Origin of the sequence: Nonomuraea soli (assembly GCF_013761175.1) — a bacterium.
GTDB lineage: Bacteria > Actinomycetota > Actinomycetes > Streptosporangiales > Streptosporangiaceae > Nonomuraea > Nonomuraea soli.
In genome coordinates, this window is sequence record NZ_JACDUR010000007.1 from 332,308 (window position 1) to 345,994 (window position 13,687).

Here is a 13,687-nt window from a genome sequence, read left to right on the forward strand (position 1 = left end):
GACGCAACCAGACGCCCAGCGTCTTCGTCGTGCTGCAAGGAGGTGGCCGTGAGCGCGGTTTTCCTCTATCTCGCCATCGTGGTGATGTGGTTGTGCGTGCTGGTGCCCCTGTGGCTGCGGCGCGACAAGAACCACCTGGCCGAGCTGGAAGAGGACTTCTACGAGGCCGACGAGCTTCTCGAAGAGGCCCAGGAGACCTACGATCCCGACACGCTCGAGCGTTCGCTGGCCGACTTCCGGCACATCCGCGCGAGGCACCGGGCCATCATCGTCGCTCGCAGGCGCAGGCTGCTGTTCTTCTCGGTCCTGCTCTGCGTGGCCTCCATCGTCACCGCCGCGGTGAAGGTCATCCCCTGGTGGGGAGTGGCTCCCGCCGGCGTGATCCTCTTCTCGTACGCCTGCGTGCTGCGCATCGCGGTCACCGTCGACCGCGAGCGGCGCAACCACACGGCCCTCGCCCGTGCCGAACGCGCCCGCCGCGTCCGCGCCCAGCGGCGCGCCGCCGAGGCCGCAGCCGTGGCTCAGGCGGAGGCGGAGATCATCGCCTTCCAGGCGCGTCAGGCGGACGTGCTGTTCGATCAGTACGCCGAACCGCCCCGGCGGGCGGTGGGGGATTGATGGGATGGCGCGAGGAGTGGTGGAAGTTTGCTAATCTGGTCGAGTCCTTGGGGATGTAGCGCAGCCCGGTAGCGCACTTCGTTCGCATCGAAGGGGTCAGGGGTTCAAATCCCCTCATCTCCACCAGGGTCGTTCTCTGGAACGGCTGGACTGAAGTTGACGGATCCCGTTCGGTCGCTGAGATCGGACGGGATTTCGTCGTTTCCGGAGGTTCTCGAAGGGGGCCACCCGCTGAACCGGGCACCCCAGCGGTTTACAGGTCGTCCGGATCGGCTCCGAGGTAGCTGAGCGCTCGCAGGTCGACGTCGCCAAGTCCAGTGATGCGGGCGGCGAGAGCGAAGGAACTCCCCATCGGGTCCTCCTCGGAGAAGCCGACCTCGTTCATCATCGCCGTGAAGTGCTCGGAGCCGTCCTCTGGACGGGCAGGGTCGAACCACAGGGCAGGCGTGCCGTCCACGATGTAGGCGAAGCTGTCCTCCGCGTAATCGTGCCGGCATACCGCCACCAGCTCTGTTCCTCGCGAGACCGGGCGGAACTTCTCGGAGTCCGCGGCCAGTCGCCAGCCTCCCGGCTCGACGATCACCGTCCAGTCGCCCACCTTGGCAGCGGCGACGTAGCCGGCCCCGTCGTCCGGCATGTTCTCCGCGGAACGCTCGTCGAGCTCATCGAACGGGAGCCCCTCTTCCAGGGTCTCCTCATCGATGCCGAACCGCCGCAGGGCTTCTTCGGGGGACAGCCCGCGAACGAAGGACACGCAGTAGATCTCGCCGAGGGCATCGATGCCTGAGATGGGTGACATGGCGGACATGGTGGCAGGGTCCACCGACAGATTCGAGCTCGGCTCCGCTGAGCAGCGCAGAACGGGCTCGGCTTTTCAGGGCCCGTGGGGTGTGTGCCCGGTCGCGCGGCTACAGGCCTGCCGGATGGGTCGACAGCCACTGCGAATGCGCCGCCCGGAGCTGGTCCGGGAGGTTCGCGTTCATGAAGCGCGTCTTGTGCATTGGTGAGTGGGCGGAGCGCCGGCTCGCTCAATACCCACCGCGGCGAGGGGCGGCAATCGGGCGGCGCGGGGGGTTGATGCGCCCCGTGGGCTTAGGGTCGCGCGCCCGAGGTTCCTCCCGGCGCGGCGATCCGGACGGGCGGCGGTTGAGCTCGGCGTGATTGTCAAGGGCTGAGAGATTGATCCGCATGCGTCTCCTAGGAGGTTCAGGCCCTCGTGAGCCAGGTGATCTGGGCGCCGTTGTCGAAGGACTCGCGCCTGGTGGGAGTGAACAGGGTGGGCCGGAACGGTCCCGAGAACACCGGGATGCCCGTCCCCGCCACCACGGGGTAGCTCTTGAGGATGATCTCGTCGATCTCCGGGAGCAGCGAGGAGGCGAGCTTGCCGCCGCCGCAGAGGTAGATGTCCATGCCGGTGTCCTCGGCCTTCAGCCGCCGGACGAGCTCGATCGGATCGCCCGTCTCCACCTGCACCGTGGGCTCGTCGACGGTCAGCGTGCGGGAGACGACGTACTGCCGCAGGTGGGAGTAGGGGCTGGTGACGGAAGCGCCCGCCGCCTCGTAGGTGCCGCGGCCCATCACCAGAGTGTCGAAGACCTGGTTGGGCACGCCCTCAAGGCCGACGAGCTTCTGGATATGGGTGGGGACGGTCTCCGGGTAGCGCTGGTTGACCCAGGCGGCCATCTGCTCGGACACGGGGTAGAAGTCGAACTCGGCGTCGGGGCCGGCGATGTAGCCGTCGAGGGAGACGCCGATGTAGTAGACGAGCTTTCGCATCAAACAACTCCGTATGTAGTACTCCGCTTGGAGTGGTCAAGGTAGTACTACAAGTGGAGTGGTGTCAAGCACTGGTGATGTCCGAAACGTGCCGGTGCTCGCTCGTCCCTCCCTGTTTGGCTGGGTGCTCATCCATCACGCGCTCACCTGCCTGAACGGGAACCATGTCCACCACAACGCTCGCCCCACCCACCCGCACATCGGTCATTAACTGGCTCGCGATCGTCGCGCTCATGCTGGGCATCTTCGCCATCGTCACCAGCGAGATCCTGCCCATCGGCCTGCTGACCGCCATCGGCGCCGACTTCGGGATCTCCGACGGCGTCACAGGGCTGACGATGGCGCTGCCCGGCATCGTCGCGGCGGTCGCCGCGCCCGTCGTCACGCTGACCACCGCCCGCCTCGACAGGCGCGTGATGTTGTGCGTTCTCATGGCGGTGCTGGCCGTGGCCGACGTGCTGGCCGCGGTGGCGACGTCCTACTGGGTCATGCTGATCTCCAGGGTGCTGGTGGGGCTCACCATCGGCGGCTTCTGGTCGATCGGGGCGGGGCTGGCCGGGCGTCTGGTGGCGCCGCGGGCCGTCGGTACGGCCACCGCCGTGATCTTCTCCGCAGTGCCCCTGGGTTCCGTGCTCGGCGTACCGGCCGGGACCTTCATCGGCGATCTCGCCGGCTGGCGGACCGCTTTCCTGGTGCTGGCCGTACTGTCCGTCCTGGTCATGGCGGCCCTGCTGGTGCTGCTGCCGCCGCTGCCCGCTCAGCAGGTCACCAGCGCGCGGGTCCTGCTCGACCTGCTGCGTACCCGGGGGGCCGTCATCGCCCTGGTGGCCACGTTCCTCATCGTCTTGGCCCATTTCGGCACCTACACCTACGTCACGCCCTTCCTGCAGGACGTCACCGGGCTGTCTCCGGCCGCTGTCAGCGCCGTCCTGCTGGCGTATGGCGTCGCCGGGATCGCGGGCAACTTCCTGGCGGGCAGGGCTGTCGCTTCACGCCTGCGGCTCGCCTTCGTGACGTGCGGGGGCCTGATCGCGGCCACCACCCTGCTGCTGCCCTCGGCAGGCGGCACGATCGTGGGAGCGGTGGCGTTGCTCATGCTCTGGGGACTGGCCTACGGGGGTGTGCCCGTCTGCTCGCAGGCTTCGTTCATCGCCGCCGCCCGGCACGCGCCAGAAGCGGCCACGGTGGTGTTCACCTCGTCCTTCCAGGCGACCTTCGCTCTTGGCGCCTTCCTCGGCGGCCGGGTTGTGGACGCCTTCTCGGTGTCGGCGGTGATGGTCTGCGGTGGACTGACCGCAGTGCTGATGGTGGTAGCGCTATGGGCGTTGGCTGCCAAGCGAGGCTGAGCAGCCAGGGAGCCGCCCCTCGCCGACGACAACCGATTTGACCCTGACGTCGCGTCAGGCTGGACGCTGAGCCGCATGAGCGACTACTACGACGCATTCGAGATCAGCCCCGTCCCCCTGCCCGGACCCGACGCGACGCCGCCTGAGATCTACCGTGGCATCTACGGCATGCCGATGTACGTGACCGTGCCGACGCCCGACCTGGCCGCGTCCGTGGACTTCTGGACACGCGGGCTCGGCTTCGTCGACCTGTTCACGGTCCCCGGCCAGGTCACGCACCTTCGGCGCTGGGCCTTCCAGGACGTCCTGCTCGTCCCGGGCGACGCGATGCCGGAGATCGCGACGGTGGGTATCGGCTTCAGCTGCGTGCTGAGCCAGGTCGACGAGATCGTGCGGGCGTGCAGCGAGCTGGTGCCCGGATGCACCACCGGACCACGGCAGACCCCATGGAACACCGTGGAAGTGGAGGTCGTCACGCCGGAGAACGCCCGCGTGGTCGTGACCGCGGCCCGCCTCTTCGACCCCGGCAGCGCCGAGGCGCGCTACCTGGAGGCGAACGGCTACAGCCTGCCGAAGCGGTGAAACCGCATGTCAGACTCGATGACATGACCCCCGCCGCGATGGGCGACGCCGCCGGTCTCGGCGGGCTGACCGTCGGGGCCGCGGCGGCGCATCTCGGCGTCACCGTCCGCACCCTCCACCACTGGGACAGGATCGGGCTGGCGCGCCCGTCCGGCCGAACCGGCGGCGGCTACCGGCTCTACTCCGCCGCCGACATCGCGCGCCTCCACCGCGTGCTCGTCTACCGCGAGCTGGGCCTGCCGCTCGACGAGATCGGCGAGCTCCTCGACGCACCGGCGGTCGACATGACCGGGCCGCTGGAGCAGCAGCGCGGCCAGCTCCTTGAGCGCATCTCCCGCCTGCAGGCCATGGTGGGCGCGGTCGACCGGATGATCGAGGCCGCGCGCACCGGCATCCTGCTCTCCGCCGAGGAACAGATCGCGATCTTCGGCGAACGCTGGAAGCCGTCGCTGACCGAGGGCGCACGTGAGCGGTGGGGCGACACGGCGCAGTGGGCGCAGTTCGCCGAGCGTGCCGCCCGTATGACTCCCGAAGATTGGCAGCGGGTCGCCGACACCGTCACGACGCTCGAACAGGATCTTGCCTCGGCCAAACGCGCCGGCGTCAGGCCGGGCAGCGCCGAGGCCGACGCCCTGGCGGAGCGGCACCGAGCCGTCATGAACGCCTCCTTCGACTGCACCCTGTCGATGCAGGTCTGCCTGGGCAGGAAGTACGTGGCGGACCCGGGCTTCACGGCCTACTACGACGCGATCGAGCCGGGCCTGACCGTCTGGCTGCGCGACGTCATCGACGCCCACGCCCGCGAGCGGGGCATCGACCCGGATTCGGCGACCTGGGTCTGAGAGCCGGGCTGGTCGTCAGGGGCCGTCAGCGTGGGCCGCGCCGACCCTGGCGGGTTCGACCGGCCGGGTGCCAGGACTCGCGCCCTTGATCAACAGGTAGAGGATCAGCCCGAACTCCGCCACCGACGTCGGCACCGCGATCAGGTCCCGCAGCAGCCCCAGCGACGGCGGCAGCACGAACGCCAGCACCGGGTCCGCCAGCCAGGCGACCCCGCCCACGAGCACGACCATCCCCAGCCACGAGGGGAAGTCCGCCGACAGCCGCAGCAGCCGTCCCAGCGGCAGCAGCCAGAGGCCGAACAGGATGCCGCCGATCACGTAGGCGTCGTGGTGCAGGTCCAGCATGAGCAGAGCCAGATCGGCGTCGTCCACCGCCAGGGCTCCCGCCTGGAAGGTCAGCTTGACCAGCATGCTGGTCGCGCCCCCGGCGACCAGGACGAGCAGGGCCGTCGCGTGCCGGCTGGAGACGGAGTGGAACAGGCGCTGGAAGGCGAGTCCGAGGACGACGAAGACGGTGGACATCGCCAGGTCGGCTGCCAGGCCCCAGCGGACCAGGGACTCGTGCGCGGCCAGCCGGGCGGCGGTCGCCGCCGCGTCGCCGGGAACGTGGACCTTGGCGCGGACGTAGAGCTCGGCCCAGATGCCCAGGGCTGCCATGAGGGCGTACAGCAGACCCGCGAAGCGGGCCTGGCCCTTGACGGAGGAAAGCGTGGTCATGCCTCCCAGCGTCGGCTTTCGCCGGGTCCCGTGACCTCCACCCTGAGCCTCGAACACCTCCACCCGTGGGGGGAGCCGCCGCGCCGATGGGCTGTCCTACTGTGGGTGCCATGTCCCGATTACTGCCCTATGGGATGGCCGGGCTGGCCGGGGCCGCGCTCTGGATCATGCTGACCACCACGATGCTGATCGACTTCTCCGGGGACCTGCTCGGCGCGATGCTGGTCGTCGACGCCGCCGTGGGCTGCGTGGCGCTTGCCGTACAGCCGCTGCGGCACGAGCGCCCGCTGGCAGTGACGCTCGCGGCGGTCGCGGCGGCGGCCGTGTCGGTCAGCGCACTCGGGCCCGCGCTGCTGGCGGCGGCCACGCTGGCCACCCGCCGCAGACGGGAATGGGCCGTCGCCGCGGCGGCCACGCTGGCCGTCGCGATGAGCGTCGGCGACCGGCTCTACCGCCCGCTGTTCACGGGCGTACGGCCGAGCGTCGCGGAGACGGCCGGCAGCGTCCTGCTCACGCTCGCCCTGCTGGCGGTGGCCATGGTGTTCGGCCTCTACCTGGGCGCACGGCGGGAACTGGCCGCCTCGTGGGAGGAACAGGGTCGTACGGCGGAGCGGGCCAGGATCGCCCGAGAGATGCACGACGTCCTGGCGCACAGGATCTCGCTGGTGGCCATGCACGCGGGAGCACTGGCCTTCCGCGAGGACCTGGAGCGCGAGCAGGCGCGCGAGACGGCGGCGACGATCCGCGCCAACGCGCACCTGGCGCTGGCGGAGTTGCGGCAGGTGCTCGGAGTGCTGCGCCACGACGACGCGGCCGTCGTGGAGCCGCCGCAGCCGACGCTCCTCGAACTGCCCGCGCTGCTCGCCGAGGTCCGCGAGACGGGGGCCGCGGTCACGCTCGACCTGGGCGGGCAGCCGGTGCCGAGGGTGGAGGAGAGCCTGTCGCGCACCTGCTTCCGCATCGTGCAGGAGGCGCTGACCAACGCGCGCAGGCACGCGCCCGGCGCCCCCGTGACGGTACGGCTGCGCGAAACGGCGGGGGAGTGGCTGGAGGTGGAGGTGTCGAATCCGTTCACCGGCAGGGTCCGCGACGGGCTGGGGCTCATCGGGCTGACCGAGCGGGCCGAACTGGCCGGCGGGCACCTGACGCACGGCGTCCACGACGGCACGTTCCGGGTGACGGCGAGGTTCCCGTGCCCAAAGTGGTGATCGCCGACGACGACCCGCTGGTCAGGGCCGGACTGCGGATGATCCTGGGCGGCGCTCCCGAAGTCGAGATCGCGGGCGAGGCCGGCGACGGGCGGGAAGCGCTCGCCGTCGTCGCGCGGGAACGCCCCGACCTGGTGCTGATGGACATCCGCATGCCCGTCATGGACGGCCTGCGCGCCACCAAGGCCCTGCGGGAACGCGGCCGGCTGCCCAGGATCGTGATCCTGACCACCTTCGACGCCGACGACCTGGTACTCACCGCCCTGCGGCACGGCGCCGACGGCTTCCTCGTCAAGGACACCGAGCCGGAGGAGATCGTGCGCGCGGTGCGCCGGGTGATGCTGGGCGAGCCGATGCTCTCGCCCGGCGTCACCGGGCGGCTGATCGCCACGGTGACGGGCAGCGGACTGGACGAGCGCCGCCGTCTCGCGCGCGCCCGGCTGGCCCGCCTCACCACCCGGGAGCGTGAGGTGGCGGTGGCCATCAGCGAGGGGCTCACCAACGGGGAGATCGCCACGGCGCTCCACCTGGGGATAGCGACCGTCAAGACGTACGTGGGCCACGTGTTCGCCAAGCTGGAGGTGACCAACCGCGTCCAGGTGGCCAGATACGTCAACGACGCCTCGTCATGAACAGGAGCACTAGAGCCGGACCAGCATCTTGCCGACGTTGCCGCCGCGCATCATGTCGAGGAAGGCGGCGGGAGCACGGTCGATGCCCTCGGTGACGGTCAGCTCGGTGCGCAGCGAGCCGTCGGCCAGCCAGCCCGCCGCCTTGCCGATCCACTCGGGGAACAGGTGGAAGTAGGAGCTGACCAGCATGCCGCGCAGGGTGGCGTCCTTGGCGGCCAGGGCGAACAGGTTGGCCGGGCCGGGGAGCGGTTCGGTGGCGTAGGAGGAGCTGATCGAGCCGACCATCGCGATTCTGCCGCCGTGCCTGAGCGCGTCGATGGCCGCCACCAGGTGGTCGCCGCCGACGTTGTCGACGTAGACGTCGATGCCGCCGGGGGCGGCCTGGGCCAGTTGCGCGGCGAGCGAACCCGCGCGGTGGTCGATCGCGGCGTCGAAGCCGAAGCTCTCCACCAGCTTCGCGGTCTTCGCCGGGCCGCCCGCCGAGCCGATCACGCGGGAGGCGCCGAGCTTGCGCGCGAGTTGCCCGGCGACGCTGCCCACCGCCCCGGCGGCGGCCGAGACGAAGACCACGTCGCCTTCCCGCACGGGTGCGACCTGGGTCAGGGCCACGTAGGCGGTCAGCCCGGTGGTGCCCAGCGCGCCCAGCCACGCCTCGGCGGGCGCGAGCGACAGGTCGGCGACGGTCGCGGCGGCGGCGTCCACCACCGCGTACTCCCGCCAGCCCTGGAAGTGCACGACGGCCGCGCCCACCGGGACGCCGGCGGCGCGCGAGGCCACGACCTCGCCGATCGCCGAGCCCTCCATGGGCGCGCCGAGCTGGAACGGAGGCATGTACGACTCCTCCTCGCGCATCCGGTCGAGCATGTACGGGTCGACCGACATCCAGGTGTTGCGGACCACGATCTGGCCGTCGGCAGGTTCGGGCAGCTCGGTGACGGCCAGCTGGAAGTTCTCCGGCCGGGGTTCGCCGGTGGGGCGGGAGACCAGGTGGATCTGACGGTTCATGGCGTTGCTCCTCAAGTCGTTCTCGGTGAGGTCCACGGTGGCCGGGGGTGCTCACGATCGGCTGGGGGTTCGCTGCGGGTACGGTGACCAGGTGCGATTCGGTGTCCTTGGACCGCTTTGCGTGTGGACCGACGACGGGCGGGCCGTACGGGTCCCTGAGGTGAAGGTCCGTGCGTTGCTGGCCGACCTCCTGGTCCACGAGGGTCGGCCGGTGTCGGCCGACCGCCTGGCCGAGGACCTGTGGGGGGACGACCCGCCGGGCCGGCCGGGCAACACGCTGCAGACCAAGGTGTCCCAGCTGCGCCGCGCCCTGGAGCAGGGCGAGCCGGGAGGGCGCGAGCTGGTCGTGTTCCAGCCGGGCGGCTACGTCCTGCGCGCCGCCGACGTCGACGCCGTCCGCTTCGCCGAGCTGCTCCACCGCGCCCGCGCCGCCACCGGCGCCGCGGCGAAGGCCGGGCTGCTGGCCGACGCGCTGGCGCTCTGGCGCGGGCCCGCGTACGCCGACTTCGGCGACGAGGAGTTCGCCCGCGCCGCCGCCGCCCGGCTGGAGGAGCAGCGCCTGACGGCGCTGGAGGAACAGGCGGAGGTACGGCTGGAGCTGGGGGAGCACGGGCTGCTCGCCGACGAGATGGGCGAGCTGGTGGCCGCCCATCCGCTGCGCGAGCGGCTGCGCGCCTCCCATTTGCGCGCGCTCTACCGGTCGGGACGGCAGGCGGAGGCGCTGGCGGGCTTCGACGAGGTACGGCAGCTGCTGGCCGACGAGCTGGGGCTGGGCCCCGGCCCCGAGCTGGCGGCCCTCCATCAGGCGATGTTGCGGCAGGACCCCTCCCTGGCCTCGCCCCCGCGTCCGGTCACGGCGCGCCCCCGGACGAACCTTCCCGCCCAGCTCACCGAGCTCATCGGCCGCGAGGAGGCGGTGGCGGCGGTCGCCGGCCTGCTCGGTTCCGCGCGGCTGGTCACGCTGACCGGCCCTGGCGGGGTGGGCAAGACCAGGCTCGCCCTGGCGGTCGCGGCCGGTGCCGCCGAGGCCTTCCCTGACGGGGTGTGGCTGGTCGAGCTGGCCGGGACGTCCTGCGAGACGGCGGGCGTGTCCGAGGTGGTGGCCGCCCAGCTCGGCGTCCGCGACGACACGGCGACCGGCTCGCGCCCCGGCGTGCGTCCGCCCGACCTGGCGCACCGGCTCGCCGACGCCCTGCGCGGCAGCCGCTCGCTGCTGGTGCTCGACAACTGCGAGCACGTGGTCGGCCAGGTCGCCGACCTGGCGGATCTGCTGCTGCGGTCCGCGCCTGACCTGCGCATCCTGGCGACCAGCCAGGAGTCGCTGGCGCTCCCGGGCGAGACGTTGTACGCGGTGCCGCCGCTCGGCCTGCCGGTTCCCGGCGAGGACCCGGGGCGTGCGGCCGCCGTGCGGCTGTTCGTCGCCCGCGCCGCGGCCGCCGCGCCCGGCTTCGTCTTCGACGAGGCGAGCGCTGCGGCGGTGGCGGCGATCTGCCGGAGGCTGGACGGGCTGCCGCTGGCGCTGGAGCTGGCCGCCGCCCGGGTACGCGCGCTGGGGGTGCGCGGCGTGGCCGACCGGCTGGACGACCGCTTCCACCTGCTCACCGTCTCGGGCCGGGGCCGCCCGGCACGCCAGCAGACCCTGCGTGCGGTGATCGACTGGAGCTGGGAGCAGCTCACCGAGGAGCAGCGGCAGGTCATGCTCCGGCTGGCCGTGCATCCGGGCGGTTGCACGCTGGAGGCGGCCCGGGCCGGGTGCGCGGACCTCGGGCTGGACGGGGGTGACGGGCGTGACGTGGCCGATGTGCTGGACCAGCTGATCGCCAGGTCGATGGTGGAGCCGACGGCGGGAGCGCGCTACCGGCTGCTGGAGTCGATCGCCGCCTACTGCCTCGAACGGCTCGAACAGCTCGATCGGCTCGATCGGCTCGGCGACGGTGAGGCCGTGCTGCGGAGCCGGGACCGCTACTACGCCGAGCTCGCCGAACGCGCCGCGCCCCAGCTGTACCGCCCGGCTCAGCGTCAGTGGCTGGAGCGCCTCGACGCCGAGTCCGCCAACCTGCGGGCCACGCTGGAACACAACAGCGACTCGCGCATGGCCGACGCGCTCGCCTGGTACTGGTTCCTGCGCGGCCGTCATCGCGAGGGCCGCGCCTTCCTCGCCGCCGCGCTGACCGTCGACGGCTCGCCCAGGAGGGCTGCCTGGGAGGCGGGGTTCGCGATGCTGACCGGCGACGGCGACGACCTGATCGAGCGCAGCCGTACCGCATCTCGGGCCCTGGCCCCCGGCGACGCGCGCGAACGCTGGTTCCTCGCCCTCGCGCACCTGGGCTTCGGCGACGCCACCACCGCCGGGGAACTGCTCACCGAGGCACTGGCCGCCTTCCGCGCGACCGGCGACCGCTGGGGCGAGGCGGCGGCGCTGGCGAGCCGGGCCAAGCAGGCGATGTTCCAGGGCGACCACGCCCGCGCCGAACAGGCGGGCAGCGAGAGCTTGGCGATCTTCGCCGAGCTGGGTGACGGCTGGGGATGGCTGCAGGCGTCCGACATGCTCGGCTACCTCGCCGAGATCAACGGTGACTACGAGCGGGCCGCCGAACTGCTCGGCGAGGGGCTGCGCATCGCCGAGGACCTGAAGTTGTGGACCGACGCCTCCTACCGGCTGTCCGGCCTCGGCCGGATCGCCCTGCTGACCGCGGATCTCGGCCGATCGCGTGACCTGCACGAGCGGGGGATGCGCCTGGCCGCCGAGCAGTCCGACAGGTTCGCCGAGGAGTTCGCCCGCGTCGGCCTCGGCCTCGTGGCCCGCCGTACGGGAGACCTCGACGAGGCGGAGCGGCTCTTCGAGCGGTCGCTGGCCTGGAACCGCCGCCTAGAAGCCGACTACGGCGTGCCCTTCTACGGGCTGACGTTGTTGATGGCGGAACTCGGCTTCATCGCCGAACTGCGCGGCGATCTCGCCGCGGCCAGGTCGCTGCACCAGGAGGGGCTCGCCGCGGCCCGCGAGGCCGGTGACCGCCGGGCCGTCGCCCTGGCGACCGAAGGGCTGGCCGGCGTCGCGGCAGCCGGGGGCGACCACGAGAAGGCGGCGGCCCTGCTGGACGAGGCCGCCGCGCTCCGGGAATCGGTCGGTGCGCCCCTGCCTCCCGCGGAACGCGCCGACGTCGACCGGATCGCCGCCGCCATCCGCGCGTCCCGCCGCAAACTTGTTCAAGACCCCGCGGACACCGCGTGACGACACTGGACGGGTGATTCCTCCCGTTCCTTCGCCGGTCACGGGCGTGCGCCGTGGCCCGATGCTCGCCGTCCTGCTCACCGGCCAGGTCATGGCGTCCATGGACGGCTCGATCGTGTCGGTCGCCGCGGAGACCATCCGCGGCGACCTCCGGGCCGGAGGCACGGGCATCCAGCTGATCGTGTCGGGCTACCTGCTGACCGTGGGCGTGCTCCTGGTCACGTGCGCGCGGATCGGCGACGTGATCGGGCAGCGGCGCGCGTTCCTGCTCGGGCTGGGCTGGTTCACCGGCGCCTCGCTGCTGTGCGGGCTCGCGCCGGACGTGACCGTACTCGTGCTCGCGCGCATCGCCCAGGCCGCCGGCGCGGCGCTGCTCACGCCGCAGATCTTCTCGCTCATCCAGACGCACTGGGACGGTACGGCACGCCGCAGGGCCATCGGCCTCTACAGCATGGTGCTCGCCCTCGGCGTCGCGCTGGGGCAGGTCGTCGGCGGGCTCGTCGTCAGCGCCGACCTCTTCGGCCTGTCGTGGCGTCCCGTCTTCCTGCTCAACGTCCCGATCGGCCTGGCCGCCCTGGTCGTGGGGCCGAGGCTGCTGCCCGGGTCGCGCCCGGACGAGCGGGCTCGGCTCGACCCCGGCGGCGTGGCCGTCCTGACCGCGGCGATGGCGGCGATCACGATCCCCTTGATCTTCGGCAGTGACCTCGGCTGGCCCGCGTGGACGTGGATCTCGCTCGGGTGCGGCGCCGTACTGCTGGCGGGGTTCGTCCGTTACGAGACCCAAGCGCCGCACCCGCTGCTCGACCTGGCCTCCGTACGGCCCCGCGGAGTCAAGCCGGGGCTGGCGGCGTGCTGGACCATCATGGGGTGCTACACCGCCTTCGTCCTCGCGCTCACGCTGCACCTGCAGACCGCGCTGGGATACTCGCCCTTCGAGGCGGGCCTGGCCTTCGTGCCCTACGCGCTGGGATTCGGCACGCTGAGCCTGACCTGGACGCGGTATCCACAGGCTGTGCAGCGCGTGCTGCCGGCCGCCGGGCCGCTCGCCTTCGCCGGCGGGGCGATCCTGGTGGTGCTCGCCTGCCGCGACGAGTGGCAGCCGGAGCTCGCCGTACCGTTGCTGCTCCTGGCGGGGGCGGGGCACGCGGCCGGGTACAGCCCGCTGATCGCGCAGGTCACGTCGCTGGTCGAGCCGCGGCTGGCATCCGCGATCTCGGCGCTCAACGCCACGGGCCCGGTGCTCGCGGGGGTGACGGCGGTGGCGGGCCTGGGGAGCGTGTACTTCGCGGCGCCTTCGTCGGCGGACGGCCTGCTGCGCGTCGTGATCGCCGTGGCGGGCCTGCTCGCGGCGGGGACGGCGTGCGCCGTTCGCGTCGCTTCGACGCAGCGTCAAGGGGTCGCTGCCACTTCCCACCCATCGTAGTCGGCGCCGTGTTTCTGGGCGATGGCATCGAAGAGGTATCCCGTCTCGCGCACGAAATCGGGCGTGATCACCGCGTTCGCATCGCACGTCACCGGCCACTTCCCCCGTGACCCGAGGAAGGGCTTGCCGACCTCCACTTGGAGACCGAAGGGGGACAGATGAGCCTCCCTGGCAACGCTCTGAGCGACATCGAGGGTCGGGGCGTAGGGTGGAACCTCACGTGGCGGGGCTGGTCGAGGTCGGCGCCCGAATCCGCGAGCCTGTTCATGACCAGCAGGTCCTTGTATTTGATCCCGAGCCGGGGAG

Annotated in this window: 13 protein-coding genes and 1 tRNA gene; 9 read left to right on the forward strand and 5 right to left on the reverse strand. The window is 71.8% G+C overall.

Going from position 1 to position 13,687, the window contains the following annotated elements; genetic code table 11:
* The first annotated feature begins 48 nt into the window (after positions 1–48).
* Both sepX and HNR30_RS34135 read left to right on the forward strand, forming a co-directional pair.
* Positions 49–618, forward strand: coding sequence for a divisome protein SepX/GlpR (gene sepX / locus HNR30_RS34130; RefSeq protein ID WP_181614231.1), 570 nt, complete (start codon positions 49–51; stop codon positions 616–618).
* 49 nt (positions 619–667) lie between these two features.
* Positions 668–744: transfer RNA gene (locus HNR30_RS34135), tRNA-Ala, on the forward strand.
* Positions 745–871: 127 nt separating this feature from the next.
* Here HNR30_RS34135 and HNR30_RS34140 read toward each other — a convergent pair.
* From HNR30_RS34140 to HNR30_RS34150, 3 genes are all read right to left on the reverse strand, one after another.
* On the reverse strand, positions 872–1,417 hold the full coding sequence (locus tag HNR30_RS34140) for a DUF6461 domain-containing protein (protein WP_246379886.1): 546 nt from the start codon (positions 1,415–1,417) through the stop codon (positions 872–874).
* Positions 1,418–1,824: 407 nt separating this feature from the next.
* On the reverse strand, positions 1,825–2,394 hold the full coding sequence (locus HNR30_RS34145) for a dihydrofolate reductase family protein (RefSeq protein ID WP_181614233.1): 570 nt from the start codon (positions 2,392–2,394) through the stop codon (positions 1,825–1,827).
* A gap of 64 nt (positions 2,395–2,458) precedes the next feature.
* Positions 2,459–2,629: a hypothetical protein gene (locus HNR30_RS34150; RefSeq protein ID WP_181614667.1), complete on the reverse strand. Its 171-nt coding sequence runs from the start codon at positions 2,627–2,629 to the stop codon at positions 2,459–2,461.
* On the opposite strand from HNR30_RS34150, the gene HNR30_RS34155 reads away from it, so the two are divergent.
* The 3 genes from HNR30_RS34155 (at position 2,628) to HNR30_RS34165 (ending at position 5,164) form a co-directional block, all read left to right on the forward strand.
* Complete coding sequence (locus HNR30_RS34155) at positions 2,628–3,740, forward strand: MFS transporter (protein ID WP_246379887.1); 1,113 nt, start codon at positions 2,628–2,630, stop codon at positions 3,738–3,740. The genes HNR30_RS34150 and HNR30_RS34155 overlap by 2 nt on opposite strands.
* Before the next feature lie 75 nt (positions 3,741–3,815).
* Positions 3,816–4,322 carry a VOC family protein gene (locus HNR30_RS34160; RefSeq protein WP_181614235.1) on the forward strand — a complete coding sequence of 169 codons (507 nt, stop codon included), beginning with the start codon at positions 3,816–3,818 and terminating at the stop codon, positions 4,320–4,322.
* Positions 4,323–4,345: 23 nt separating this feature from the next.
* Positions 4,346–5,164 (forward strand): MerR family transcriptional regulator, encoded by an 819-nt coding sequence (locus tag HNR30_RS34165; protein ID WP_181614236.1) that lies wholly within the window; start codon positions 4,346–4,348, stop codon positions 5,162–5,164.
* 15 nt (positions 5,165–5,179) lie between these two features.
* Here the strand turns inward: HNR30_RS34165 and HNR30_RS34170 are convergent, their stop codons facing one another.
* A complete protein-coding gene (locus tag HNR30_RS34170; RefSeq protein WP_181614237.1) occupies positions 5,180–5,881 on the reverse strand; it encodes a DUF4386 domain-containing protein in 702 nt (233 codons plus the stop codon).
* Positions 5,882–5,991: 110 nt separating this feature from the next.
* Here HNR30_RS34170 and HNR30_RS34175 point away from each other — a divergent pair, with 110 nt between their 5' ends.
* Positions 5,992–7,089: a sensor histidine kinase gene (locus HNR30_RS34175; protein ID WP_181614238.1), complete on the forward strand. Its 1,098-nt coding sequence runs from the start codon at positions 5,992–5,994 to the stop codon at positions 7,087–7,089.
* A complete protein-coding gene (locus HNR30_RS34180; RefSeq protein ID WP_312894828.1) occupies positions 7,074–7,721 on the forward strand; it encodes a response regulator transcription factor in 648 nt (215 codons plus the stop codon). Before HNR30_RS34175 ends, HNR30_RS34180 begins: the two co-directional genes overlap by 16 nt.
* A gap of 9 nt (positions 7,722–7,730) precedes the next feature.
* On the opposite strand, the gene HNR30_RS34185 is transcribed toward HNR30_RS34180, so the two are convergent.
* The gene (locus HNR30_RS34185; RefSeq protein WP_181614239.1) at positions 7,731–8,726 is read right to left on the reverse strand and encodes an NADP-dependent oxidoreductase; all 996 of its coding nucleotides are present in this window, start codon (positions 8,724–8,726) and stop codon (positions 7,731–7,733) included.
* A 121-nt stretch (positions 8,727–8,847) separates the two neighbouring features.
* Between HNR30_RS34185 and HNR30_RS34190 the strand changes: the two genes are divergently transcribed.
* Positions 8,848–11,958, forward strand: coding sequence for an AfsR/SARP family transcriptional regulator (locus tag HNR30_RS34190; RefSeq protein WP_312894829.1), 3,111 nt, complete (start codon positions 8,848–8,850; stop codon positions 11,956–11,958).
* 13 nt (positions 11,959–11,971) lie between these two features.
* Complete coding sequence (locus HNR30_RS34195) at positions 11,972–13,381, forward strand: MFS transporter (RefSeq protein ID WP_312894830.1); 1,410 nt, start codon at positions 11,972–11,974, stop codon at positions 13,379–13,381.
* Positions 13,382–13,687 lie beyond the last annotated feature (306 nt).